Origin of the sequence: Actinoallomurus iriomotensis (genome assembly GCF_030269445.1) — a bacterium.
Classification (GTDB): Bacteria; Actinomycetota; Actinomycetes; order Streptosporangiales; family Streptosporangiaceae; genus Actinoallomurus; species Actinoallomurus iriomotensis.
In genome coordinates this window covers 1,110,582-1,134,964 of record NZ_BSTJ01000001.1, presented here as the reverse complement: position 1 = coordinate 1,134,964, position 24,383 = coordinate 1,110,582, and the positions used below count along the sequence as shown (strand labels likewise).

Here is a 24,383-nt window from a genome sequence, read left to right as displayed (position 1 = left end):
GCGGGGAGTACCGCGGTCACACCTCCGAACGTGTCCGGCCGATCCGCACCATTTCACCGCCCGTCCGCGGACCTGTCAGGCCGCCAGGTCGACGGTCTCCGGCTCCAGGTCGCGTTCGGGCACCGTGAGGAGGAAGCGCCGCACTGGGACGAACCGGGCGCCGGCCGCGATGAGCAGCGCCAGGACGACCGCCACCGTGAGGCCGGCCCGCAACGAGGCCGCGTCGGCGAGGAATCCGATCACCACCGGGCCGAGCACCAGCCCGCCGTACCCCATCGCGCCGACCTGGGCCACCGCGGCGGCCGACCGGCCGGGCACGACCGTACCCGCCACCGAGATCGTGGTCGGGACCACCGTGCAGACGGCCAGCCCGGTCAGCAGGAACCCGGCCAGCGCCACGTACGCGGTCGGCGCGGCGACGACGACGCCCATCGCGGCCGCCGTGGCCAGCCCGGCGTACGTCATCAGGCGGCGCGTGCCGAGGCGGGTCCGCAGCCGGTCGCCGACGAGCCGCCCGGTCAGCATGGCCGCCTCGAACAGCGGGTACCCCAGGGCGCCGATCGCCTCGCCGGCACCGAGCTCCCGGCTCAGGTACAGCCCGCTCCAGTCGGCGATCGAGCCCTCCATCATGAACGCGGCGAACGCCAGCGCGCCGACGAGGTAGACCACGAGCGGCAGCCGTGCGCGCCGGGACCTCGCCGTGGGGGAGCCGCCCGCGGACGCCGGGCGCTCCGGGACGTAGGTGCGGCCCAGCACCAGCGCGGCCGGCAGGGCGACGAGCCCGCCGCCGAAGAGCGTCTGGCCGAACGACATCCCGGCGGAGGCGCTGAGCGCGCCGAGCAGGCCGCCGGAGATGGCGCCCGCGCACCATCCGGCGTGCATGCCGTTCATGACGGGTCGCCCGTAGGAACGTTCCACGGCGCTGCCCTGGGCGTTCATGCCGATGTCCGTCAGGCCGAAGGTCATGCCGAACATCGCGACGGCGGCCAGCAGCAGCGGCCACGACGGGGCGAGCGCGATGAGCAGCAGGCTCACCGCGGTCAGCGGCGCCGCGACCCGCAGGACGGCGGCGCTGCCGGCGCGGGCCATGACGCCCCGCAGACCCTGCATCGCGATGATCGCGCCGACACCCCAGACGAGGATGGCGACACCGACGGAGCCGTCGCTCAGGCCGAACCGGTCGGCGAGCGCCGGTGTGCGTGACACCCAGACTCCGCAGAGCATGCCGGCCAGGGCGAACGTGAGAACGGTGCCCAGGCGCGCCCGGCTGAGGACGCGAGACGTCATGATTTCACCTCTTTCAACTGGTTTCGCGTTGCGCACGAAACGACCGGCACCCGTCGGGTGCCGGCTCGTCACTTCGTCATTCGGCTGTTAGAGCAGGTCCAGCAGCCGGGTGCGCAGCTCTTCGAGCTGCGTCTCGTCGTAGAGGCCGGGGTCGTGCATGGCGACCTCCCAGAGCCCCTCGGCGGCGAGCCGCGCTATTCGCGCGGCGACGGGATCGGGATCGTCCGCCGGATCGCGGTCGTGCCAGCGATGCATCGCCTCGCGGATCTCGGCGAGCAGTCCCGGGTCGGCGGCGGCCGCGCTCACCGTCGCCCATCGTCGCAGCAGCCGTGACTGGTCGCGGTCCATGACCACGGCCAGGTTCGCCTCGACGAAGGCCCGCGTGTACGCCCCGGGGCCGCCGGTGTCGAACGACGCTATGAGCGCGTCGAACTCCTCGATGAGTCGTTCGACGAGACCTCTGATCAGCGCTTCCTTGGTGTGGAAGTGATACAGCAGCCCGCCCTTGCTGACCCCGGCGCGGTCGGCGACCGCGGCGAGGGTGAGCGCCTGCGTGCCCTGCTCGCAGAGCAGGGCCTCGGCGGCGTCGAGGAGGGCGTCTCGTCTCATGGCGTTCCTAACTATACCGTCCGGACGGTACAGTTGGCCAAACCGGAAAGACGGCGCTTTTCTTCCCAGAAGTGGGAAGATCCGGATGACCTCGTACGGCCAGACCGCGCCGTCGCCCCGTGGGACGCGCGCCGATAGGCTGATGCCGCCATGGTGTACCTGGATCACGCGGCGACCACGCCGATGCTGCCCGAGGCGATCGAGGCGATGACCGCCGAGTTCGCGCAGGTCGGGAACCCATCGTCACTGCACGCCTCCGGCCGCCGGGCCCGGCGTGTCGTCGAGGAGTCGCGCGAGATCCTCGCCGAGGCGATGGGCGCGCGGCCCAGCGAGGTCGTCTTCACCAGCGGCGGCACCGAGGCCGACAACCTGGCCCTCAAGGGCATCTTCTGGGTGCGCCGCGGCGCCGACCCCGCCCGCAACCGCGTGCTCATCAGCGCGATCGAGCACCACGCCGTCCTCGACTCCGCCGACTGGCTGGCCGAACGCGAGGGCGCGGTCGTCGAGACCCTCCCGGTCGACGAGTACGGCCGGGTGCTGCCCGAGACGCTGCGCGCCGTCATCGAGCGCGACCCGGGTTCGGTCGCCGTCGTCAGCGTGATGTGGGTCAACAACGAGGTCGGCACCGTCCAGCCGGTCGACGAGCTGGCCGCGATCGCCCGCGAGCACGGCATCCCGTTCCACACCGACGCGGTCCAGGCCACCGCGCAGCTGCCGGTCCGGTTCACCACGGACGCCATGACGATCACCGGGCACAAGATCGGCGGCCCGGTCGGCGTCGGCGCGCTGCTGCTGGCCAAGGGCCTGGACCCGGTCCCCGTCCTGCACGGCGGCGGTCAGGAGCGTGACGTGCGCTCCGGCACGCTCGACGCCCCGGCGATCGCGGGCTTCGCCGCCGCCGTCAGCACCTCGGTGTCCCGCCGCGACAGCGAGGCGGCACGCCTGGCCGGCCTGCGCGACGAGCTGATCTCACGCGTCCGCGCGGAGGTCCCGGACGCCGTCCTCAACGGCGATCCGGTCCACCGCCTGCCCGGCAACGCGCACTTCTCCTTCCCGGGCTGCGAGGGCGACGCGCTGCTGATGCTGCTGGACGCCCGCGGCATCGAGTGCTCCACGGGCTCGGCCTGCTCGGCGGGCGTCGCCGAGCCCAGCCACGTACTGCTGGCCATGGGCGCCGACCTGGCCCGCGCGCGGGGATCGCTGAGGTTCTCCTTGGGCCACACCTCGACCCGGGCGGACGTGGACGCCACCGCCAAGGAGATCGCCCCGGTCGTCGAACGCGCCCGCCGCGCCGGCGCCGTCTGACACCGCCGGCGGCAGGCGGAGATCACGGCACTGGGAGAACCGGACGGTCGGACCGGGCGATGACGAAGCGGGTCAACGTGAATCGCGGGCCGGTGGTCAGGGGCGGTACGGGGCGAGCGCGGACCAGGCGGGGTCGGACTGGGACGTGACCTTGGCGCGGCCCTCCGACCAGGCGGCGGCGAGCTGGTCCAGCTCCGCGACCGCGCCCGAGTCCGGGTCGGCGTACACGTGCAGCACCCGGCGCCCGTCGCCGGTCTCGTGGGCCGCCAGGACCGCTCGCGGGCCCATCGCCTCCACCGCCTCCTCGAAGCGTCGCAGCGTCGAGGCCGACGGCTCGACCGGCAGCCGGTCGGGGTTGGCGCTGGCGTACGGCAGGGTCACCGCGACGTACACGTCGCACAGCGGATAGTCCTGCCGGTGCAGCGGGAAGCGCACGGCGACGCGCGCCGCGTGCCCCAGGGGCGTGCGGCCCTCGCCGACCAGCCACGCCGGCTCGCCGAACGGCGCGGCGATCTGCTCCACCACCGGCGGCAGCATGCTCGCCGGCAGCGCGTCCATGGGCTCCTCCTCGGCCGCCGTGACCTCGCCGATCCACCGCGCGACGTCGTCCTCGCCCAGTGCCCAGTCGAGCACCCGGTGGGTGAGCGCCAGTTGGGTCTCCTCCGGTACGAACAGGAAGTCGGGGTGGTAGGCGACCACGTCGACGCGGGCCCGCGAGGAGTCGGCGCGCAGGCCCATCCGTACGTAGTCCAGGTCGAACTCGTGGTCGTCGAGCTGGAGCTTGCCGGTGAGCATCGCCGGGTCGGCGGGCCGCGCGGCGCGGTACTTCCAGTTGTCATCGCCGGGCGCGCCGAGCCGCCAGCGTTCGGCGATGCCGCGCAGTTCGTCCACGCCGCCGCCGCTCACGGTGAGGCTGGGCCCGGGACCGATCTCCCATTCGAGGTCGGCGTGCATCGCCTCGACGTGCGCGGACATCTCATCGGCGATGTCGGCCGGCACCCCTTCGTCCAGACGCCGGCGGGCCTGCGGCCACCACTCCCAGAAACGGGCGATGGCTTCGACGTACGGCGCGGGCGCGTCGGATGAGCGACGGAAGATTCCCATCAGTGCCTCGGCAAGGGGCCGTCGCCTTTAGGCGAGCGGGAAATGCCGTCCTTGGCTGGTTTTCTTCCTTCTTGAGTCACGGCGGGTTGCTCCCTTTGCTGAACATCAAATTCATGGGACTGTTATGACGGTCGTGTGACCTGTCAGGTACGCACAGCCCTCCGCTCGGCGTATGGCCTCGGATACCACGTGGGGTGGCCGAATTACCGCCACCCGGTTCTCGGCGGGCGGGTGAGGACCCGTCTGGAGGAGTCGATCCGCGCCAAGGCGTACGAGCGAGCGTTCGTGGGCGGTGGTCGTGCGTAGGTCCTACAAGTTCCTGATGCGTCCTACCAGCAGGCAGAACGTCGCATTGTCGGCATGCCTGCAGGACCACCGAGAGCTGTACAACGCGGCTTTGGAGCATCGGCGCACCGCCTACCGCAAGGCCGGCGTGAGGGTGCGGTACGGCGATCAGTCCGCGGAGTTGAAGCACATCCGCGCCGACGACCCCGCCGGTCAGGGCCGATGGTCGTTCTCCTCCCAGCAGGCCACCCTGCGCCGCCTTGACAAGGCGTTCACCGCTTTCTTCCTTCGCTTGAAGGCTGGGCGCAAGCCGGGATTCCCCCGTTTCAAAGGACGCGGCTGGTTCGACACCGTGGAGTGGCCCAAGGACGGGGACGGCTGCCGCTGGGATTCCCAGCCCGAGCATCGCGCGGCGACGTTCGTTCGCCTTCAGGGCATCGGACATGTCCGGGTCCACCAGCACCGGCCGGTAGCCGGCCGGGTCAAGACGATCAGTATCAAGCGGGAGGGTTCCCGCTGGTACGTGGTGTTGTCGTGCGACGACGTGCCCGCCGGGCCTTTGCCCGCCACAGGTGCGGCGGCCGGTATTGACATGGGCGTCGCCTCGCTTGTCACAACCAGCGGTGGAGAACACCTGGTCAACCCGCGCCACCTGGCCGCGTCCGCAGGCCGTCTCGCGGCGGCCCAGCAGGCGTTGGCGCGGAAGAAACGCGGCTCCAAGCGCCGCCACAAGGCTGTAGCCCGTGTCGTCGCGCTGCATACCAAGGTGCGCCGCCAGCGCTTGGACGGCGCGCATAAAGCGGCCCTCGCGCTGGTCCGCGGTTACGACATGATCGTGCATGAAGACCTGCGGATCGCGAACATGACCCGATCGGCCTCCGGAACCCTCGAAGCGCCGGGCCGCAACGTTGCGGCCAAGGCCGGATTGAATCGCTCGATACTCGACGCGGGTTGGGGGGGTTTCCTGACGATCCTCACGCACAAGGCTGAAAGCGCCGGTCGTGAGCTGATCGCAGTGAACCCCGCCAACACCTCCCGCACGTGTGCCCGATGCGGGCACCGCGCGAAGGAGAACCGCCCCACCCAGGCCCAGTTCGCCTGTACGGCGTGCGGGCACACCGCGCACGCCGACGTGAACGCGGCGATCAACATCTTGAGGGCAGGGCTTGCCCTTCGCAAGGCTGCGGGAGCGGCTTAGCGAGAAGCCGTTCCCTTCACGGAGCGGAGGAGTCACAGTGTCGCCAATCGTATTCGCGTGCGGGCGGCCTCGCGCGTGGGCGGGCGCGTTTTCCCTCAGCGGCCTCGGGTGCGTACCCTCGATGACGTCATGACTCTTCGCGTACTCGCCGCCATGTCGGGCGGGGTCGACTCCGCCGTGGCCGCCGCACGGGCCGCCGAGGCCGGCCACGAGGTGACCGGCGTCCACCTCGCACTGTCGGCCAACCCCAAGTCCTACCGTACGGGCGCCCGCGGCTGCTGCACCCTCGAGGACGCCCGCGACGCGCGGCGCGCCGCCGACGTGATCGGCATCCCGTTCTACGTCTGGGACATGGCCGAGCGCTTCGACCGCGACGTGGTGCAGGACTTCGTCAGTGAGTACGCCGCGGGCCGTACGCCCAACCCGTGCCTGCGCTGCAACGAGAAGATCAAGTTCTCCGCGCTGCTGGACCGCGCGCTCGCCCTCGGGTTCGACGCGGTCTGCACCGGGCACCACGCGCGGCTGGACGACGGTGTGCTGCGGCGCAGCGTCGACCTCGCCAAGGACCAGTCGTACGTCCTGGCGGTCTGTACGAAGGAGCAGCTCGCGCACGCGATGTTCCCGCTGGGCGACACGACCAAGGCGGAGGTGCGCCGCGAGGCCGACCGGCGTGGCCTGGCCGTCGCCGACAAGCCCGACAGCCACGACATCTGCTTCATCGCCGACGGCGACACCCGCGGGTTCCTGGCCGAACGCCTCGGCGCGGAGAAGGGCCCGATCGTCGACACGTCCGGCGAGGTCCTGGGCGAGCACGACGGCGCGTACGCGTACACGATCGGCCAGCGGCACGGCCTGCGGCTCGGCCGGCCCGCGCCGGACGGGCGGCCGCGCTACGTCCTGGACATCTCGCCGGTGACCAACACCGTGACGGTCGGCCCGCGCGAGGCGCTCGACGTCCACGAGATCGTCGCCGAGCGTCCGGTGTGGCTGGCGTCGCCGCCGGATGAGCCGCTCGCCTGCCGGGTCCAGCTGCGGGCGCACGGCGAGGTGTACGACTGCACCGCCCGGCTCGACGGCGACCTGCTCCGCGTGACCCTCGACCGCCCGGCGCGCGGAGTCGCCGCGGGCCAGGCCGCGGTCCTGTACGCGGGGGACCGGGTCCTGGGCTCGGCCACGATCGCGGTCGCGGAGCACTCCCCGGCGTGATCCGCCCGCCGTGGCGGGTAAAGGGCGTTCGTGAGCAGTATGAGATTCGGCGTGTCGACGTTCGTGACCGATGAGGGGATCGCGCCGTCCGTGCTCGGTCGTGACCGATGAGGGGATCGCGCCGTCCGTGCTCGGTCCCGCCCTGGAGGAGCGCGGTTTCGCCTCGCTGTACCTGGCCGAGCACACGCATGTCCCGGTCGCCCGCGCCACCCCCTACCCCGGGGGCGGCGACCTGCCGCGGCAGTACTACCGGACGCTGGACCCGTTCGTCGCCCTGACCGCCGCCGGGGTCGTCACCGAGCGCCTGGAGCTGGGTACGGGCATCGCCCTGATCAACCAGCGCGACCCGATCCTGCTCGCCAAGGAGACCGCCTCACTCGACCTGGTCACCGGCGGCCGCGCCGTCCTGGGCATCGGCGCGGGCTGGAACCGCGAGGAGATGCTCCACCACGGCACCGACCCGAAGACCCGGATGGCGCGCATGCGGGAATACGTCGTCGCGGTGAAGGAGATCTGGGCGAACGACCAGGCCGAGTTCCACGGCGAGTTCGTCGACTTCGACCCGATCTTCTCCTGGCCCAAGCCCGTACGCCGGCCGCCCGTCCTCGTCGGCGGCTGGGGGCCGAAGACGCTCGACCGGGTGGTGGAGTACGGGGACGGCTGGATGCCCGTGGCCGGCCGCGACCGCGACGGAGTCCTGGCCGGGGCCATCGCCGACCTGCGCGCCCGCGCCGGACGGCACGTGCCGGTCGTCGCCTACGCGGCCCGGTCCGAACCGGACGCGGTGGAGCAGCTCACCTCCGCGGGCGTGGACGAGATCCTCTTCTTCCTGCCGACCGAGCCGGCCGACGAGACGTTCCGCCGCCTCGACCGGATGGCCGAGCTCATCTGAGGCCGCACTAGGCTCACGCTGTGAACTTTCCCTGGGCCGCCGGCGCCGCCACGGGCGTCGGTTCCTACCCCGGCACGGACCCCGCGGAGACCCTGCGGGTCGTCCTCGGCGAGCTGCCGGACCTGCCGCACCTGCCCGAGCTGCCGTCGCGTGGCCCCGGCGCCGACATGATCGGCCGTACCGCCGGGCTGCTCGTCGACCTCGCCGTCGCGGTACAGCCGTCCGGCTGGCGATTCGCCGACCGCCCCGGCCGCGACGCCTCACGTACGCACGGCCTCCTCGCCCAGGACCTGGACACGCTCGAAGAGCAGGCCGGCGACGTGGCGGGCCCGTTCAAGATCCAGGTGACCGGGCCGTGGACGCTCGCCGCGTCGATCGAGGTGCGCAGCGGCGAGCGCGCGCTCGCCGACCCGGGCGCCGTGCGTGACCTGGCGGCGTCCCTGGCCGAGGGCGTGGCCGCGCACGTGCGCGACGTACGCCGCCGGCTGCCGCGCGCCGACCTGCTCGTCCAGTTCGACGAGCCGTCCCTGCCGGGCGTCCTGGCCGGAACGGTGCCGACCGCGAGCGGCTTCTCCCGCATCCGCTCGGTCGAGGCGCCGATCGCCGAGGACACGTTGCGCCGGGTCATCGAGCGCGTGGAGGCGTTCCCGATCGTCCACTGCTGCGCCCCGCGTGTCCCGTACGGCCTGCTGCGCGCCGCCGGTGCGAAGGCCGTGTCGGTGGACGCGTCCCTGCTCCGCGACGAGGAGGCCATAGGCGAGGCCGTGGAGGCGGGCACCGGTTTCCTGCTGGGCGTGATCCCGGGCACCGACGCGAGGCTGCCGAAGCCGGAGCGCTCGGTGGCGCGGGTACGTGAGCTGTGGCGCCGCCTGGGCTTCTCCCCGAAGTCCCTGGCCGAGGCCGTGGTGGTCACCCCGTCGTGCGGCCTGGCCGGCGCCACCCCGGCGTACGCCCGAACGGCCCTGAAGCACTGCCGTGAGGCCGCCCGCGTCCTCCTGGAGACCTCCGAGGACGGGTAACGCCCCCGTCGCAGGCGTCGATTTCGGAGTGTCGTCGCGAATCGGCGCCCGGGGGGCGAAGATGACGGGACTCGAAGTGGCCGCTGCCGCCGCCGGCCGGACGGTCGCCAGGCGCGCCGGCCGCGAGTGGCTGGCCGCCCGCGCCGCCGACTCCGACCGCGGCAAGGACCTGACCGAACTGATCAGGGTGTCGTTCCCGGACCGCTTCGCCCGCCGGAAGGTCGAACGGCAGCTCGCGGACATCGCCGACTCGGTGGAGCGCCGCCTGACGCCGTTGATCGAGCAGGAGTACGGCGGCCTGTCCGACGAGGACCGCGCCGCGGCGCTGGCCGAGGCGGAGCGCGCGCTGGGCATGATGGATTTGTCCGACGAGACGCTCTTCGCGGCCGACGCGGACCCGGTGAAGCTCGCCCGGCGTGTCCGCGCGCTGGTACCCGCCCCGGCGGGACAGCTCGGCGAGGCGGCCGCGCGCCTGTACGACGTCGCGCTCGACGAGTGCTGCGACTGCCTGGTCCGCATCGTGCTCGGCCTCGCCGAGTTCACGCCGCGCGCGCTCGCCGAGACGCTGGCACGCCTGTCGGATCTGGGCGACCGGATCGCGGTCGCGCTCGACCGGATCCCGGCCCGGTCGCTCGACGCCCCGTCCGGCACCCGGGACGACGCGGAGTTCGAGCGCCGGTACCTCGAACATCTCGGCCGCACGCTCGACGAGATCGAGCTGTTCGGCCTCCGCGTGGAGAACTACCGTCCCCGCGCCACCCTGAGCGTCGCCTACATCAGCCTCACCGCGACCGCCGAGGACCGCGTACGCGACGACGGCGGCCCGCTGAAGATGGCCGCGCTCACCGGGGACCGCGCGGACCGGGAGCCGTCGACCGCGCCGGCCGAGTCGATGCTCGCCCGCTCGTCCCGTACGCTCCTGCGCGGCCAGGCGGGGTCGGGCAAGAGCACGTTACTGGGCTGGATCGCGGTGACGGCGGCCCGCGGCGCGTTCACCGGCGACCTGCGGGACTGGAACGGGCGCGTCCCGTTCCTGATCAAACTCCGCAGCTGGAGCGACGGACCCCTGCCGCAGGCGGAGGACCTCGTCGCCGGGCCGCTCGGCGGGCTGGCGCCCGCCGGATGGGCGCACCGCGTCCTCGACACGGGCCGGGGGATCCTGCTGATCGACGGCGTCGACGAGGTGCCGTACGGCCGCCGGGAGACGCTCCGGCGCTGGCTGCGCGAGCTCCTCGACGTCTACCCGAGCGTACGGACCATCATCACGTCCCGCCCGGCGGCGGCGGACAGCCGCTGGCTGACCGGGGAGGGCTTCCGGCCGGTGATGCTGGAGCCGATGACCCCGGACAACCTGCGCGAACTCGTGAGGCAGTGGCACGAGGCGGTCCGCCACGCGGGGAACCTGCCGTGCGCCCCGGAGGACCTGCCCGCGTACGAGGGCGGCCTGCTCGCCCGGCTGGAGGGCGGCCCCCACCTGCGCGCGCTGGCGACGACGCCGCTGCTCGCCGCGATGCTGTGCGCCCTCAACCTCGACCGCGTGACCCATCTTCCGCGCGACCGCATGGGCCTGTACCGCGCGGTCCTCGACCTGCTGCTGGAACGCCGGGACGTCGAACGCGGCATCCGCAGCCACCCCGGCATCGTGCTCGAACGCGAGCAGAAGGAACGGCTGCTCCAGGAACTGGCCTGGCGCCTCACCGTCCTCGGCCGCGCCGAACTGTCCAGGACCACGGCCCTGCGACGCGTCGAGGCCAGGGCGGAGGCCATGCCACGCGTCGCCGCGACGGCCGAGGAGATCCTGGACTACCTGATCCAGCGCAGCGGCGTGATCCGCGAGCCGGCGCCGGGCCGGGTCGACTTCGTGCACCGCACGGTCCAGGAGTACCTCGCCGCCCGTCAGGCGGCCGACGACGCCGACATCGAGACGCTCGTCGCCAAGGCCCACCTGGACCAGTGGCGCGAGACGGTCCTGATGGCGGCCGGCCACGCCAACGGCCCACTGCGCCGCGAACTCCTGACGGGCCTCCTCGACCGCGCCGAGGCGGAACCGAGGTACGGCCACCGCCTGCGGATGCTGGTCGCCGCGTGCCTGGAGACCATCCCGGACGTACCCCGCGAGTCAAAGGACCGCGTGGAACGCTGCGTGTCCCGCCTGATCCCACCGAGGAACGCCGCGGAGGCCCGCCGCCTCGCGTCGGCAGGCGAGGAGATCCTGCGGCGCCTCCCGGAGTCGCTGGAAGGGTTGTCGGACGCCGAGGCGGTCGCCACGGTACGGACGGCCTGGCTGGTCAACGGCCCGCGCGCCCTGGAGATCCTCTCCCACTACGCCACCGACCCGAGGCCGAGGGTGCAGAAGGAACTGGTCACCGCCTGGGACTACTTTGAGCCGCATACCTATGCAGAACGCGTCCTCGCCCACGCTCCGCTCTGCAAGGGCGAACTGGCAGTGGAGAATGCTCGTCTGTTTCCCGCTCTCGGAGCGCTGCGGCATCTCACCCGGCTGGAAGTGAGCCTGCGGCGAGAGGTCGGCCTGGAGGCCCTCGCCGGCCTTCCCGCGCTGACCCAAGTGAGCGGTGACGCGGCACCTGAGTCGTTGCCTCTGCTGATGGGACACTCCGGACTTGAGCGGGTGAAGCTGCAGATCGACGGTGTGGTCGATGATCCGTCGCCGTTTCTGGCGTTGCCGTCCCTGAAGGAGCTGTACGTCTACCCGAACCGGTTCACTGCCGACCTCGACTTCGTGTCGGAACTCCCTCCGCTTCAGGGGCTTGGGCTCAGTGGGTTGGAAGACGCCGGCGATTTCTCGGTGCTCGCCACGCACCCCGGTTTGGCGACTCTTCATCTCTACAACTGCAAGATGCTGATCGGTATCGGCCCGCTCCGAGAGTTCGAGGACCTTCGCCACCTGACCTTGGGGGGAAGCGATCTCAGCGATGACCATCTAAGCGAGATAGCGGACGTCCAGCCCAGGCTCTGCGTTCTCTCGCTCATCGACCATGAGCGGACCAGCGATCTGAGCCGCATCGCACACCTTCCCCTGAAGACGCTGGCGATTATCGACTGTCCCCGGATCAGTGACCTCAAGCCCGTGTCACGGCTCCGCACGCTCCGCACGCTTCAGCTCTGGGGTCCCTCCTTCACCGATCTGTCGCCACTCTCGAGCCTGCCGTCGCTGCGAACTCTGTGGTTCAAGAACGTGGCCGATGGCCTGGACCTGACGCCTCTGGCCGGTATGCGCGACCTGACCATTCAGATCGTCGAGGGAGCGAGAGTGGTCGGGCTGGAACGCCTGCACCGGACGACCAAGGTGAAGTGGGGGGCCAGGTGAGTCCTACGGGCTCGCGGCATCGAAGGTGGACTGGGCGGCGAGGATGTCCGGGGCGTGGTCGCGGATCCAGCCGGACAGGCCCTCCAGGGGCTCGGTGATGCCCTTGCCCAGTGTCGTCAGGCCGTAGGTCACCTTCGGCGGGGTGGACGGTTCGACCGCACGGGACACCAGGCCGTCCCTCACCAGCATGCGCAGGGTCTGGGACAGCATCTTCTCGCTGATGCCCTCGATCTTCTCGCGCAGCTCGGAGAAGCGCAGGTCGCCTTCGCGCAGGGCGGTGAGGATCAGCACGCCCCACCGGCTGGTGACGTGGTCGAGCACCATGCGCGCCGGGCAGTCCCTGTGAAACACGTCACCCACCACTCGCTCCATCCTGCGAGCCGTCTCCGACGTACGGAGCTTACCTCAGGGTATGTACTTACCAAGAGTTAGCGCGCACCTCTACCGTGAGCCCCCGCAGGCAAGGAAAAGAGGAGGATGAAGTGTCGAAGACCGCCCTCATCACCGGCGGCGGCCGGGGGATCGGTGCCGCGACGGCCAGAGAGCTGGGACGCCGCGGCTACCACGTCGTCGTCAACTACCGCGGCGACGCGGCGAGCGCCGAGAAGGTCGCCGAGGACATCACGCGGGAAGGCGGCACGGCGGAGCCCGTCCGGGCCGACGTCTGCGATCCGGAGCAGGTCGCCGCCCTCGTACGGAGCCGTGACACCGTCGACGCGCTCGTCTGCAACGCCAACATCAACCCGCCGTTCGCGTCGCTCGACGCCATGACCTGGGACGACTTCATCGGCAAGGTGGAGGGCGAGATGGCCGCCGTCTTCCACCTGACCAAGCGCGTGATGACCGTGATGCGCGGGCAGGGGAGCGGCCGGATCATCTACGTCTCCAGCCTCAGCGCCGACGGCACCAGTCCCGGCGCGATCGCGCACGCCACAGCCAAGGCGGCGCTCGACGCCTTCGCGCGGCACGTCGCCGCCGAGGCCGGCCCGTACGGGATCGGGGTGAACGTCGTGGCGCCCGGCGCGGTGCGTACCGACGCCACGGCTCACCTGACGCCGGAGATGGAGAAGGCCCGCGCCGAGCGTTCGGTGTTGCGCCGCATGCTCGAACCCGAGGACGTGGCGAAGGTGATCGCGGCGGTCGTCGGCGGGGACTTCCAGGCGACGACCGGCGTTCGCATCCCCGTCGACGGCGGTTTCCGCGTGCTCCCCGCTCCCTGACGCCGCTTTCGCCGGTGAACGGGCCCGGCGACGGGCGAGCCGCAGGTCAAACTGTCACAGCCACGCGAGAGACTATCTCTCAGCGGCACCCGCACGGCAGGGAGACAGACGTGGCGACATCCGTACCCGACGAGGCCCGGCAGCGGCACGGCGAGCTGACCCAGGAGCTCGACGAGGCCAACTACCGTTACTACGTCCTCGACTCGCCGACCATCAGCGACGCGGAGTACGACCGCCTGATGCGGGACATCCGCGCGCTGGAGGACGAGCATCCCGAGCTGGTCACGCCCGACTCGCCGACCCAGAAGGTCGGCGCGCCGATCACCACCGACTTCGAGACCGTCGAGCATCTGGAGCGGATGCAGAGTCTCGACAACGCCTTCAACACCGACGACCTGAGCGCCTGGGTGACGCGCGCGGAGAAGGAGGTCGGCACGCTCGCCTCCTTCCTGTGCGAGTTGAAGATCGACGGGCTGGCGGTCAACCTGACGTACGAGAACGGCCGGCTCGTACGCGGCGCGACGCGCGGCGACGGCCGCACGGGCGAGGACATCACCAACAACATCCGCACCATCGACAGCGTGCCGACCCAGCTGAGCGGCGACGACGTGCCCGACCTGCTCGAGGTGCGCGGCGAGGTCTACCTGCCGGTCGAGGCGTTCGAGAAGCTCAACGAGAGCCTGGTCGAGGCCGGCCGGGCGCCGTTCGCCAACCCGCGCAACGGCGCGGCCGGCTCACTGCGGCAGAAGGACCCGCGCGTCACGGCCCGGCGCCCGCTCAACATGATCGTCCACGGCTTCGGCACGTGGAACGGCGGAAGGCAGCCGCGGAGCCAGTCCGAGGCGTACGAGCTGATGCGCGGGTTCGGGCTGCCGGTGAGCGACCGCTACACCGTGGTCGACGGCCTCGACCAGGTCCGCGAGTACATCGAGCACTACGGCGAGCACCGGCACGAGCCCGCGTACGAGATCGACGGCGTGGTGGTCAAGGTCGACCAGCTCGCGCTCCAGCGGCGGCTGGGGTCCACGAGCCGGTGGCCGCGCTGGGCGATCGCGTTCAAGTACCCCCCGCAGGAGGTCAACACGCGGCTCCTCGACATCCGGGTCGGCGTCGGCCGCACCGGGCGGGTGACGCCGTACGGCGTGATGGAGCCGATCAAGGTGGCCGGCTCGACCGTCGCGTACGCGACGCTGCACAACGCCGACGAGGTCCGGCGCAAGGGCGTCAAGATCGGCGACATGGTCGTGCTGCGCAAGGCCGGCGACGTCATCCCCGAGATCGTCGGGCCCGTGAGCGACCTGCGCGACGGCACCGAGCGTGAGTTCGAGATGCCGACGCACTGCCCCGAGTGCGGCACCGAGCTGCGGGCCCAGAAGGAGGGCGACGTCGACATCCGCTGCCCGAACGCCCGCACCTGCCCGGCCCAGCTCCGCGAGCGCCTCTACTTCGTCGCCGGGCGCGGCGCCTTCGACATCGAGGCGCTCGGCTACGTCGCCGCGACCGCGCTCACGCAGCCGCTGGAGCCCGAGGACCCCCCGGTCAAGAACGAGGGTGACCTGTTCCACCTGACGGTCGAGCAGCTCCTCCCGATCAAGAGCGTCGTCCGCGAGCAGCGCACCGGCCTGCCCAAGATCGACCCGAACACGGGGGAGGAGAAGGTCGTCACCTTCTTCGCCAACAAGGCCGGTGAGCCGAAGAAGACCGTGGAAAAGCTGTTCGAGGAGCTGGAGAAGGCCAAGGAGCAGCCGCTGTGGCGGGTCCTGGTCGCCCTGTCGATCCGGCACGTCGGGCCGACGGCGGCGCAGGCACTGGCGCGGGAGTTCCGGTCGATGGACCGCATCATCGAGGCCTCCGAGGAGGAGCTGACGGCGGTCGAGGACGTCGGCCCGACGATCGCGGCCTCGGTCAAGGACTGGTTCCAGGAGGAGTGGCACCAGGAGATCCTGGACAAGTGGCGCCGGGCCGGGGTGCGCATGCAGGACGAGGGCGGCGACGGTCCGCGGCCCCTTGAGGGCGTCAGCGTGGTGATCACCGGCTCGCTCGACGGCTACAGCCGCGACTCCGCGACCGCCGCCGTGCAGAACCTCGGCGGCAAGGTGTCGAGTTCGGTGTCGAAAAAGACCGGCTTTGTGGTGTTCGGCGACAGCCCAGGGTCCAAATACGACAAGGCAGTCAAGCTGGGCGTATCTCTTCTAGACGAGGCCGGCTTCGGCGTTCTGCTGGAAAAGGGGCCGGATGCGGCCAGGGAGGTGGCGGTCGCGTCTGAGGAGTGACGGCGGCCGTTCGTCGCTTTCTGACCTGCGACAACATACCGTACGGTATCGTTCGATCACTGTCGTACCGTGGACCCCTAGATTTCGGACGTAACAGAACGTGCCCAACCGGTTTCGCGAAGTTGCCCGAACGTCGTAGTCTCCCCTCAACACAACCTGTGTCCGTCCAAACACCACCGCAGACATCGAAAGCGGAGCGTTTGGTGTAACCCCTCGAGGACGTGATGAAGGACCCGAACAACACGCGAGACACGGTCCCTCGGCGCGGATCGCCGCTGTGGGTCTACGTCGTCAGTGTCACTTCGGCCGGCATCGCGGCGCTCGCCGCCTCGGTCGCCTTCCTTCGCGGCGTCGACGTCCAGGAGCTGGTCCGTAACCCGCTCTTCTGGATTCTCGCCGGCCTGATCGTGCTCGGCGAGCTCAAGCCGATCGTCACACCGGGCGCCACGGAGACGACCGGCGCCACGATCTCGACCACCTTCACGTTCGCGACCATGATCTACGCGGGCCTGCCCACGGCCCTGTTGTTCCATGCGTTCGCGGCCGCGGCCACCGGCGTCCTGCGCCGCCGTGCGCTGCACCGCACCGTCTTCAACGTCGGCCAGTACACCCTGAGCTTCACCGCGGCCGGCCTGACCCTGCTGGCCTTCGGCATCACGGCCTCGCCGAGTCACGTGTGGATCCCCGACGGAGCCGACCTGGTGCCGATGGCGCTCGCCGGCACGGCGTACTTCCTCGTCAACTCCGTGCTGGTCAACGGGGCGATCGCGTTCCACGAGCGCGGCTCGATGCTGAAGGCGATGCGCTGGAACCTCGGGCTCCAGCTGCTCGTCAACGCCGCGCTGCTCGGGCTGGCGCCCCTCGTCGCGGTGGCGATGAGCCGGTCGGCCGCGTTCATGCCGCTGTTCGTGCTGCCGTTCATCGCCGTCTACCTCAACGCCTCGGTCTCGGTCAGCCGCGAGCACCAGGCCATGCACGACGCCCTGACCGGCCTGCCCAATCGCAAGCTGCTGATCGTCCGTACCGAGGAGGCGCTCGCCGAGGCGCGCCATCGGGCCGAGCGGCGGGCGGCCCAGGGCCGGGGGGCCGACGAGGAGCCGCAGCAGCGGGTCGGCCTGTTCCTGCTGGACCTCGACCGTTTCAAAGAGGTCAACGACACGCTCGGCCATCCCACCGGCGACCGTCTCCTGCAGCTGGTCGCGCACCGGCTGACGCACAGCGTCCGGCCCGGCGACCTGGTCGCCCGGCTCGGCGGCGACGAGTTCGCGGTGCTGCTGCCATCCGTACGCGACGCGCGCGCCGCCCGCGAGGTGGCGGCCCGGCTGCGCGCCGCGCTGGGCGAGCCGGTCCGTCTCGACGGCAACTCCTTCGACCTCGACGGCAGTGTCGGCATCGCGCTCCACCCCGACCACGCGCCCGACTTCGAACTCCTGATGCAGCGCGCCGACGTCGCGATGTACGTGGCGAAGGAGAACCGCACCGGGGTGGAGATCTATTCACCCGACCGCGACCGCAACTCGCCCGAGCGCCTGGGCCGGCAGGGCGAGCTGCGCCGCGCCATCGACCGCGGTGAGCTCGAGCTGCACTACCAGCCCAAGATCTTCCTCGACGACGACCGCCCGGCCGGCATGGAGGCGCTGCTGCGGTGGCGGCACCCGACCAAGGGCCTGCTGCCCCCCGACCAGTTCCTGCCGATCGCCGAGCAGACGTACCTCATGCGCGGCATCACCGGCTTCGTGGTCGAGGCCGCCCTCGCGCAGGTGGCCGAGTGGTGGCAGGCCGGGCTGCCGGTCCAGGTCTCGATCAACGCCTCGGGGCGCGACCTGCTCGACTCGACGCTCACCGAGACGATCGCCTCGGGTCTGATGCGCCACGCCGTGCCGCCGCACGCGCTCCAGCTGGAGATAACCGAGCGGATCCTCATGACCAAGCCGGCCTACGCCGCCGACACGGTCGCAGCGCTCGCCAAGCTCGGCATCCCGCTCAGCCTGGACGACTTCGGCACCGGCTACTCCTCCCTCGTACGCCTGAGGAGCCTGCCGGTCGAAGAGATCAAAATCGACTCCTCGTTCGTGGGACGCCTGTGCGACACCGGTGACGACGCGGTGATCGTGCAGTCCATCGTGGATCTCGTCCGCACGCTCGGGCTCCGCTCGGTCGCCGAGGGCGTCGAGGACGCCGCGACCGCGGACCTCCTGCGCAAGATGGGCTGCGACGCGGCCCAGGGCTACCATTTCCGGCCGCCGATGACGGCCGACGACGCCACCGTCTGGCTGCGAGGGCGGTCACACCAGCTCGCCGCCCCGGAAGAAGCCGCCTGCTGACGATCAGCGCTGGGTAAACCGGTCGGTGCCAGGGGGCCACGCCCTCTAGGATTGAGACGAATCCATCGATCGCAGAAACGGTTTCCCTATGCCTGATGAGCACGCCGCCACGGGCTCCGCCGAAGAGCGAGCGTCCGGCGGTGCCATCACCCGCGACGAGGTCGCGCACCTCGCCCGGTTGTCCCGGCTGGCCCTCCGCGAGGACGAGCTCGACCATCTCGCCGGCCAGCTCGGCGACATCATCTCCGCCGTCGCGCGGGTCCAGGAGGTCGCGGCGCAGGACATCCCGCCGACCTCGCACGCGCTGCCGCTGACCAACGTCTTCCGCACCGACGAGGTGCGGCCGGGCCTCACGCCCGAACAGGCGCTCGCCGCCGCTCCGGCCGCCGAGCAGCAGCGCTTCAAGGTCCCGCGGATTCTCGACGAGGAGGCGTGATGAGCCGGACCGAGCGCAGTGGACGGATGAGGCACCAGCTCATCCGCGGAGCGAGTGAGGAGCCGGTGAGCGACCAATGAGCACCATCAAGAAGACCGCGGCCGAGCTCGCGGAGCTCTTCGCCTCCGGCGAGGCGTCGGCGGAGGAGATCGCGCGGGAGCACCTCGGCCGCATCAGGGCCGTCGACGGCGACGTCAAGGCGTTCCTGCACGTCGACGAGGACAACGTCCTCGCGCAGGCGCAGGCGGTCGACGCCCGCCGCGCGGCCGGTGAGCGGCTCGGCCCGCTCGCGGGCGTGCCCATCGCGCACAAGGACGTCTTCACCACCAAGGACATGCCGACCACCTGCTCGTCCAAGATCCTTGAGGGCTGGCAGCCGCCGTACGACGCGACGATCACGGCGCGGCTGCGCGAGGCGGGCCTGGTCATCCTCGGCAAGACCAACATGGACGAGTTCGCGATGGGCTCCTCCACGGAGAACAGCGCGTTCGGTCCGACCCACAACCCGTGGGACCTGACGAAGATCCCCGGCGGCTCGTCCGGCGGCTCGTCGGCGGCCGTCGCCTCGTACCAGGCGCCGCTCGCCACCGGCACCGACACGGGCGGCTCGATCCGTCAGCCCGCCGCGGTGACCGGCCTGGTCGGCATGAAGCCGACCTACGGCGGCTCCTCCCGGTACGGCGTCGTGGCGTTCGCCTCCTCGCTCGACACGCCGGGGCCCATGGCCCGTACGGTGCTGGACGCGGCCCTGCTGCACGAGGCGTTCTCCGGGCACGACCCGATGGACTCCACCTCGATCGACCGGCCCGTGCCGCCGGTGGTCGAGGCCGCGCGCCGCGCCGACGTCGAGGGCCTGCGGATCGGGGTCGTCAAGGAGTTCGGCGGCGACGGCTACCAGCCGGGCGTCCTGGCGCGCTTCCGCGAGGCGGTCGAGTTGCTCGAGTCGCTCGGCGCGAAGGTCGTCGAGGTGTCCTGCCCGCACTTCGGCCACGCGCTGCCCGCCTACTACCTGATCGCGCCGTCGGAGTGCTCGTCCAACCTGGCCCGGTTCGACGCGATGCGCTACGGCCTGCGCGTCGGCGACGACGGCACCCGCTCGGCCGAGGAGGTCATGGCGCTGACCCGCGCCGAGGGCTTCGGGCCGGAGGTCAAGCGCCGCATCATGCTCGGCACCTACGCCCTGTCCAGCGGCTACTACGACGCCTACTACGGCAAGGCCCAGCAGGTCCGCACCCTCATCGCCCGCGACTTCGACGCCGCGTTCGAGCAGGTGGACGTGCTGGTGTCGCCGACCACGCCGACGACCGCGTTCCCGATCGGCGAGCGGGCCGACGACCCGATGGCGATGTACCTCGCCGACCTGTGCACGATCCCGTCGAACCTCGCCGGCAACGCCGCGATCTCGGTGCCCTGCGGCCTGGCCGACGAGGACCGCCTGCCGGTCGGCCTGCAGGTGATGGCGCCCGTGCTGGCCGACGACCGGACCTACCGCGTCGCCGCCGCCGTGGAGAGGGCCCTGCAGGATCGCTGGGGCGGCCCGCTGCTGGCGCAGGCCCCTGACCTCACGGAGGCTGTGAAGTGACCACCACGCTGGTGCCGTACGACGAGGCGCTGACCCGGTACGAGCCGGTGCTGGGCATCGAGACCCACATCGAGCTGGGCACCAAGAGCAAGATGTTCTGTGGCTGCTCCACCGAGTTCGGCGCCCCGCCGAACACTCAGGTCTGCCCGGTCTGCCTCGGCCTGCCGGGGTCCCTGCCGGTGACGAACCAGGCCGCCATCGAGGGCATCATCAAGATCGGGCTGGCGCTGAACTGCTCGATCGTGGAGTGGTGCCGGTTCGCCCGGAAGAACTACTTCTATCCGGACATGCCGAAGAACTTCCAGATCTCGCAGTACGACGAGCCGCTGTGCGTCGACGGCCACCTCGACGTCGAGGTCGACGGCGAGACGTACCGCATCGAGATCGAGCGGGTCCACATGGAGGAGGACACCGGCAAGTCGCTGCACGTCGGTGGCGCCACCGGCCGCATCCAGGGCGCCGACCACTCCCTGGTCGACTACAACCGCGCCGGCATCCCGCTCGTGGAGATCGTCACCAAGCCGATCGTCGCCACCGGTGACAAGGCGCCGCTCGTCGCGCGGGCGTACGCCACCGAACTGCGCGAGCTGGTCCGCGCCCTGGGCGTGTCCGACGTGCGGATGGAGCAGGGCTCGATGCGCTGCGACGTCAACGTGTCGCTCATGCCCGCCGGCTCCTCGGTCTGGGGCACCCGCTCGGAGACCAAGAACGTCAACTCCCTGCGCTCGGTCGAGCGCTCCGTACGCCACGAGATCGAGCGGCAGGCGGGCGTGCTCGACGCGGGGGAGCGGGTGATCCAGGAGACGCGTCACTTCCACGAGGACACCGGCACGACGACGAGTGGCCGGAGCAAGGAAGAGGCGCAGGACTACCGCTACTTCCCCGAGCCGGACCTGGTGCCGATGGCGCCGCCGCGCGAGTGGGTCGACGAGCTGCTGACCGATCGGCCCGAACTCCCCGCGGCCCGCCGCGCGCGGGTCCGTGCGGAGTGGTCCCTCAGCGACAAGGAGCTCCAGGACATCGTCAACGCGGGCGCGCTCGACCTCATCGAGGAGACCGTACGCGCCGGCGCGGAGGCCTCCGCGGCCCGCAAGTGGTGGATGAACGAACTGTCCCGCCGCGCCACCGAGCAGGGCGTCGAGCTCACCGAGCTCCCGGTCACCCCGGCCGACGTCGTCCGCGTGAGCGCACTGGTCGCCGAGGGCGCGCTGAACGACAAGCTGGCCCGTCAGGTGTTCGACGGCGTCCTCGCGGGCGAGGGCACCCCGGACGAGGTCGTGGAGAAGCGCGGGCTGAAGATCGTCAGCGACGAGGGTGAGCTGTCCACCGTCATCGACGAGGTCATCGCCGGCAACCCGGACATCGCCGAGAAGATCCGTGGCGGCAAGGTCGCCGCGGCCGGAGCCCTGGTCGGCGCCGTGATGAAGGCCACCCGAGGCCAGGCCGACGCCGGCCGCGCCCGCGAGCTGATCATCCAGAAACTGACCGGTTGACGACAACGGCGCGGTCCCCGGAAACGGGGGCCGCGCCGGTGGCCGGTCACCCCGCGGGCTCTGCCACGGGGGTGGCCTCGGTGCCCGAGGCATCGGGTTCCGGCGGTACGTCGCGGAAGGCCGCGCGATGGGTCAGGAGGCGTTCGATCTCGACGTTGATCTCGGCGCCCAGCAAGATGATGTAGCACGACATGTACAGCCACGTCGCGATGGCCGCCGCGCCGGCCAGAGTCCCGTAGGTCGAGCTTCTCCCGCCCGTGTCGGCGGTGTAGACGGCCAGCGCCACCGACATCACGGCCCAGGCCGTCATCGCGATGCCCGCGCCCCAGCGGACCGCGTGCCAGTCGGCGTTGTTGCGGTCCGTGCCGTAGCGGTACAGCAGGATCAGGCCGATCACCGCCAGGACGGCCAGCAGCGCGCAGCGGAGGGCGAAGCCCACGACGACGTCCGCGTCGCGCAGGCCGATCCTCGGCACCGAGGCCACCAGCCACAGCGCGCCCATCACCGTCACCAGTGCCCCGGCCGTCAGGCCGACCGCGGTCGCGCGTTTGCGGATCACGTTCCGTGTGTCCTCCGCGTCGATCACGACGTGCAGGCCGTTGATGAGCGCGCCGAAGCCGCGGGAGCAGGTCCACAGCACGCCGAGGAGGCCGATGATCAGGCCCAGCGTCCGGCCCTGGCCGCTCATCGCGCTGACCGCCTCGGTCAGCTGGTCGGTCAGGGACCGCGCGACGGGGCGGGGCAGGATCGCGGCGAGCGGGCCGAGCTGTTCGCGGACCCACGCCGGTCCGGCGACCAGCGAGGCGACGGCCATCACTCCGATGAGCAGCGGCACGATCGACAGGATCGCCCAGAAGGCGACGCCGGCCGCGATCAGCCCGACGTTGTCCTCCTTGGCCTCCTTGCGTACGCGCTGCAGGACGACGATCCAGTCGCGGGCGGTGAAGCCCTCGCCGGGACCGGCGACCGCCCGGCGCATGGCGTCGGCGCTGAGGACCCGCCGCAAGAACAGCGTTATCCGCACATGCCGCTGATCTTCTGACATTGGATTGACGATAGGGGCAGAAGAGACACGGCGCCATACCGTTCGGTGACCGGGCGGTCACCAGGGAGGGTCAGGCGGCGGACGGGCGCCGCAGGTCCAGCAGGTCGGTGCCGGCCGACTCCCACAGCTCGAACAGCTCACCGGTCTCGTGGTCCCGCAGGTACGCCCCCTCCGGTCCGGTGATCGGCACCAGCGTGACGAACTGCAGGCTCAGCGTCCCGTCCGCGTCGCGGACCAGGTTGAACATCTCGTCCGCGTACGGGTGCGGCGCCGCCAGCAGTCCGCGGATCTCCGTGTCCGGCACCAGCGGCTCCTCGACGATCAACCCGTCGTCGTACTCCAGTTCGACGTCGCCGAGGACCGAGAGCCGGGCGAACCGCTCCACGAGCCGCTCGGCGTGCTCTTCCTGCCCCGGGCGTACGGAGCAGGCCAGCTCCAGCGGAAGCGGCGACTGCAGCATCCGGGAGCGCAGCCCGACGGTGACCACGCTCACCATCGACGGCGACGCGAAGAAGAACACACCGAGACCCAGGTCACGGCCGGAGTCGTTCTCCAGGGGGTGCGTGCGGAGGAAGGGGCCCAGATGGCGTTCGGCGTGCTCAATCACCTCACGGTCGTCCATCCGCCACAGCCTAGAACCCGCCTAACGCACCGGGATCACCAGGATCCGGTCATCCCCCTGAGCCGGGGAGCCCCGCCCGTCGCGGTTGCTCGTGCTGACCCACAGCGAGCCGTCGGGCGCGGTGACGACCGCCCGCAGGCGGCCGTACCGGCCCTCGAAGTGCGGCACCGGAGTGCCGGTCGTCCCGTTCGCGGTGACCGGTACCTGCCACAGCCGCCGCCCGGCCAGCGCGCCCGCCCACAGCGACCCGTGGTCGTAGGCCAGTCCCGACGGCGACGCCTCCGAGGTCCGCCACGTCAGCAGCGGCGGCGTGTACCGCCGGCGGTCGCCGCCGAACCCCTCGACCACCGGCCAGCCGTAGTCGTGGCCGGGCAGGACGCGGTTGATCTCGTCGAACCGGTCCTGGCCGAACTCCGTGGCGAACATCCGCCCCTGCGAGTCCCACGCGAGGCCCTGCACGTTCCGGTGCCCGTAGGAGAAGACGAGCGTGCCGTACGGGTTGCCGGGCGCGGGCCCGCCGTCGAGCGTCATCCGGAGGATCTTGCCGCCGAGGGAGGACCGGTCCTGCGCCAGCCCGCCGCGTCCGGTCTCGCCGGTCGAGGCGTAGAGGTAGTGGTCGGGGCCGAACGCGAGACGGCCGCCGTTGTGGATCCGGCCGCGCGGAATGCCCGTCACGATCGTCCGCAGGCCGCCGATGCCCTTGTCGTGATACTGGAACCGGGCGATCCGGTTGTCGGCGGAGGCGCTGTAGTAGACGAACACCCAGTGGTCCTTCGCGTACGACGGGGAGACGGCGACGCCGAGCAGGCCTCCCTCGCCGGCCGGTGACACGCCCGGGACGGTCCCGACGGTGGTGACCTTTCCCGCAGGGGTGACGCGCAGGAGGCGTGCGGTGTCCCGCTCGGTCACCAGGGCGTCACCGCCGGGCAGGAACGCGATCGCCCACGGCACCGACAGCCCCGTCACCAGGGCGCGCGGCGTCCCGAGCCGAACCCCGGATGCCGACGCCGAAGCGGGGGCCGCCGACGACCTACCGGATGACCCGCCGGACGAACATCCGGCGAGCGCCAGGGCGCACACGATGACGAGCGTGTTAAGCCTCACTTTGGTCAAATTCCCGTCTCAATCCGGAACGAAGTTCTCCGGCCCGAGTTG

19 protein-coding genes are annotated in these 24,383 nt (G+C 71.2%); 12 read left to right on the top strand and 7 right to left on the bottom strand.

The window, feature by feature from the left end; translation table 11 throughout:
• Window positions 1–75: 75 nt before the first annotated feature.
• Both QSK37_RS05370 and QSK37_RS05365 read right to left on the bottom strand, forming a co-directional pair.
• On the bottom strand, window positions 76–1,287 hold the full coding sequence (locus QSK37_RS05370; protein ID WP_285617947.1) for an MFS transporter: 1,212 nt from the start codon (window positions 1,285–1,287) through the stop codon (window positions 76–78).
• A gap of 87 nt (window positions 1,288–1,374) precedes the next feature.
• The gene (locus QSK37_RS05365) at window positions 1,375–1,896 is read right to left on the bottom strand and encodes a TetR/AcrR family transcriptional regulator (protein WP_285569563.1); all 522 of its coding nucleotides are present in this window, start codon (window positions 1,894–1,896) and stop codon (window positions 1,375–1,377) included.
• A gap of 150 nt (window positions 1,897–2,046) precedes the next feature.
• On the opposite strand from QSK37_RS05365, the gene QSK37_RS05360 reads away from it, so the two are divergent.
• Complete coding sequence (locus tag QSK37_RS05360; RefSeq protein WP_285617946.1) at window positions 2,047–3,201, top strand: cysteine desulfurase family protein; 1,155 nt, start codon at window positions 2,047–2,049, stop codon at window positions 3,199–3,201.
• A 96-nt stretch (window positions 3,202–3,297) separates the two neighbouring features.
• Here QSK37_RS05360 and QSK37_RS05355 read toward each other — a convergent pair whose 3' ends face one another.
• The gene (locus tag QSK37_RS05355) at window positions 3,298–4,305 is read right to left on the bottom strand and encodes a DUF695 domain-containing protein (protein ID WP_285617945.1); all 1,008 of its coding nucleotides are present in this window, start codon (window positions 4,303–4,305) and stop codon (window positions 3,298–3,300) included.
• Window positions 4,306–4,627: 322 nt separating this feature from the next.
• Here QSK37_RS05355 and QSK37_RS05350 point away from each other — a divergent pair, with 322 nt between their 5' ends.
• The 5 genes from QSK37_RS05350 to QSK37_RS05330 all read left to right on the top strand — a co-directional run bounded on the left by QSK37_RS05350 (window position 4,628) and on the right by QSK37_RS05330 (window position 12,233).
• Window positions 4,628–5,788 carry an RNA-guided endonuclease InsQ/TnpB family protein gene (locus QSK37_RS05350; protein WP_349497942.1) on the top strand — a complete coding sequence of 387 codons (1,161 nt, stop codon included), beginning with the start codon at window positions 4,628–4,630 and terminating at the stop codon, window positions 5,786–5,788.
• 129 nt (window positions 5,789–5,917) lie between these two features.
• Window positions 5,918–6,994: a tRNA 2-thiouridine(34) synthase MnmA gene (mnmA, locus tag QSK37_RS05345; RefSeq protein WP_285617943.1), complete on the top strand. Its 1,077-nt coding sequence runs from the start codon at window positions 5,918–5,920 to the stop codon at window positions 6,992–6,994.
• A 100-nt stretch (window positions 6,995–7,094) separates the two neighbouring features.
• Window positions 7,095–7,886 carry an LLM class F420-dependent oxidoreductase gene (locus tag QSK37_RS05340; RefSeq protein ID WP_285617942.1) on the top strand — a complete coding sequence of 264 codons (792 nt, stop codon included), beginning with the start codon at window positions 7,095–7,097 and terminating at the stop codon, window positions 7,884–7,886.
• Between the two features lie 20 nt (window positions 7,887–7,906).
• Complete coding sequence (locus tag QSK37_RS05335) at window positions 7,907–8,905, top strand: methionine synthase (protein ID WP_285617941.1); 999 nt, start codon at window positions 7,907–7,909, stop codon at window positions 8,903–8,905.
• A gap of 61 nt (window positions 8,906–8,966) precedes the next feature.
• On the top strand, window positions 8,967–12,233 hold the full coding sequence (locus QSK37_RS05330) for an NACHT domain-containing protein (RefSeq protein ID WP_285617940.1): 3,267 nt from the start codon (window positions 8,967–8,969) through the stop codon (window positions 12,231–12,233).
• A 3-nt stretch (window positions 12,234–12,236) separates the two neighbouring features.
• Here QSK37_RS05330 and QSK37_RS05325 read toward each other — a convergent pair whose 3' ends face one another.
• On the bottom strand, window positions 12,237–12,593 hold the full coding sequence (locus QSK37_RS05325; RefSeq protein ID WP_285617939.1) for a winged helix-turn-helix transcriptional regulator: 357 nt from the start codon (window positions 12,591–12,593) through the stop codon (window positions 12,237–12,239).
• Between the two features lie 122 nt (window positions 12,594–12,715).
• On the opposite strand from QSK37_RS05325, the gene QSK37_RS05320 reads away from it, so the two are divergent.
• The 6 genes from QSK37_RS05320 to gatB all read left to right on the top strand — a co-directional run bounded on the left by QSK37_RS05320 (window position 12,716) and on the right by gatB (window position 21,561).
• Window positions 12,716–13,453, top strand: coding sequence for an SDR family oxidoreductase (locus QSK37_RS05320; RefSeq protein ID WP_285617938.1), 738 nt, complete (start codon window positions 12,716–12,718; stop codon window positions 13,451–13,453).
• Window positions 13,454–13,563: 110 nt separating this feature from the next.
• Complete coding sequence (gene ligA / locus QSK37_RS05315) at window positions 13,564–15,726, top strand: NAD-dependent DNA ligase LigA (RefSeq protein ID WP_285617937.1); 2,163 nt, start codon at window positions 13,564–13,566, stop codon at window positions 15,724–15,726.
• 224 nt (window positions 15,727–15,950) lie between these two features.
• Window positions 15,951–18,050 carry a putative bifunctional diguanylate cyclase/phosphodiesterase gene (locus QSK37_RS05310; protein ID WP_285617936.1) on the top strand — a complete coding sequence of 700 codons (2,100 nt, stop codon included), beginning with the start codon at window positions 15,951–15,953 and terminating at the stop codon, window positions 18,048–18,050.
• Window positions 18,051–18,138: 88 nt separating this feature from the next.
• Window positions 18,139–18,486 carry an Asp-tRNA(Asn)/Glu-tRNA(Gln) amidotransferase subunit GatC gene (gatC, locus tag QSK37_RS05305; protein WP_285617935.1) on the top strand — a complete coding sequence of 116 codons (348 nt, stop codon included), beginning with the start codon at window positions 18,139–18,141 and terminating at the stop codon, window positions 18,484–18,486.
• 76 nt (window positions 18,487–18,562) lie between these two features.
• Window positions 18,563–20,068, top strand: coding sequence for an Asp-tRNA(Asn)/Glu-tRNA(Gln) amidotransferase subunit GatA (gene gatA, locus QSK37_RS05300; RefSeq protein ID WP_285617934.1), 1,506 nt, complete (start codon window positions 18,563–18,565; stop codon window positions 20,066–20,068).
• Window positions 20,065–21,561, top strand: coding sequence for an Asp-tRNA(Asn)/Glu-tRNA(Gln) amidotransferase subunit GatB (gene gatB / locus QSK37_RS05295; RefSeq protein ID WP_285617933.1), 1,497 nt, complete (start codon window positions 20,065–20,067; stop codon window positions 21,559–21,561). The genes gatA and gatB overlap by 4 nt, the downstream gene beginning before the upstream one ends.
• A 46-nt stretch (window positions 21,562–21,607) precedes the next feature.
• Here the strand turns inward: gatB and QSK37_RS05290 are convergent, their stop codons facing one another.
• From QSK37_RS05290 to QSK37_RS05280, 3 genes are all read right to left on the bottom strand, one after another.
• A complete protein-coding gene (locus tag QSK37_RS05290; RefSeq protein WP_285617932.1) occupies window positions 21,608–22,606 on the bottom strand; it encodes a YihY/virulence factor BrkB family protein in 999 nt (332 codons plus the stop codon).
• Window positions 22,607–22,676: 70 nt separating this feature from the next.
• On the bottom strand, window positions 22,677–23,228 hold the full coding sequence (locus QSK37_RS05285) for a suppressor of fused domain protein (protein WP_285617931.1): 552 nt from the start codon (window positions 23,226–23,228) through the stop codon (window positions 22,677–22,679).
• Window positions 23,229–23,249: 21 nt separating this feature from the next.
• Complete coding sequence (locus QSK37_RS05280) at window positions 23,250–24,332, bottom strand: PQQ-dependent sugar dehydrogenase (RefSeq protein WP_285617930.1); 1,083 nt, start codon at window positions 24,330–24,332, stop codon at window positions 23,250–23,252.
• Window positions 24,333–24,383 lie beyond the last annotated feature (51 nt).

What these genes read in the sequence shown, in the direction of transcription:
- QSK37_RS05370 (WP_285617947.1), bottom strand. Translation starts at nt 1,287, where the DNA reads ATGACGTCTCGCGTCCTCAGCCGGGCGCGCCTGGGCACCGTTCTCACG.
- QSK37_RS05365 (WP_285569563.1), bottom strand. Translation starts at nt 1,896, where the DNA reads ATGAGACGAGACGCCCTCCTCGACGCCGCCGAGGCCCTGCTCTGCGAG.
- QSK37_RS05360 (WP_285617946.1), top strand. Translation starts at nt 2,047, where the DNA reads ATGGTGTACCTGGATCACGCGGCGACCACGCCGATGCTGCCCGAGGCG.
- QSK37_RS05355 (WP_285617945.1), bottom strand. Translation starts at nt 4,305, where the DNA reads ATGGGAATCTTCCGTCGCTCATCCGACGCGCCCGCGCCGTACGTCGAA.
- QSK37_RS05350 (WP_349497942.1), top strand. Translation starts at nt 4,628, where the DNA reads ATGCGTCCTACCAGCAGGCAGAACGTCGCATTGTCGGCATGCCTGCAG.
- mnmA (WP_285617943.1), top strand. Translation starts at nt 5,918, where the DNA reads ATGACTCTTCGCGTACTCGCCGCCATGTCGGGCGGGGTCGACTCCGCC.
- QSK37_RS05330 (WP_285617940.1), top strand. Translation starts at nt 8,967, where the DNA reads ATGACGGGACTCGAAGTGGCCGCTGCCGCCGCCGGCCGGACGGTCGCC.
- QSK37_RS05310 (WP_285617936.1), top strand. Translation starts at nt 15,951, where the DNA reads ATGAAGGACCCGAACAACACGCGAGACACGGTCCCTCGGCGCGGATCG.
- gatC (WP_285617935.1), top strand. Translation starts at nt 18,139, where the DNA reads ATGCCTGATGAGCACGCCGCCACGGGCTCCGCCGAAGAGCGAGCGTCC.
- gatA (WP_285617934.1), top strand. Translation starts at nt 18,563, where the DNA reads ATGAGCACCATCAAGAAGACCGCGGCCGAGCTCGCGGAGCTCTTCGCC.
- QSK37_RS05290 (WP_285617932.1), bottom strand. Translation starts at nt 22,606, where the DNA reads ATGTCAGAAGATCAGCGGCATGTGCGGATAACGCTGTTCTTGCGGCGG.
- QSK37_RS05285 (WP_285617931.1), bottom strand. Translation starts at nt 23,228, where the DNA reads ATGGACGACCGTGAGGTGATTGAGCACGCCGAACGCCATCTGGGCCCC.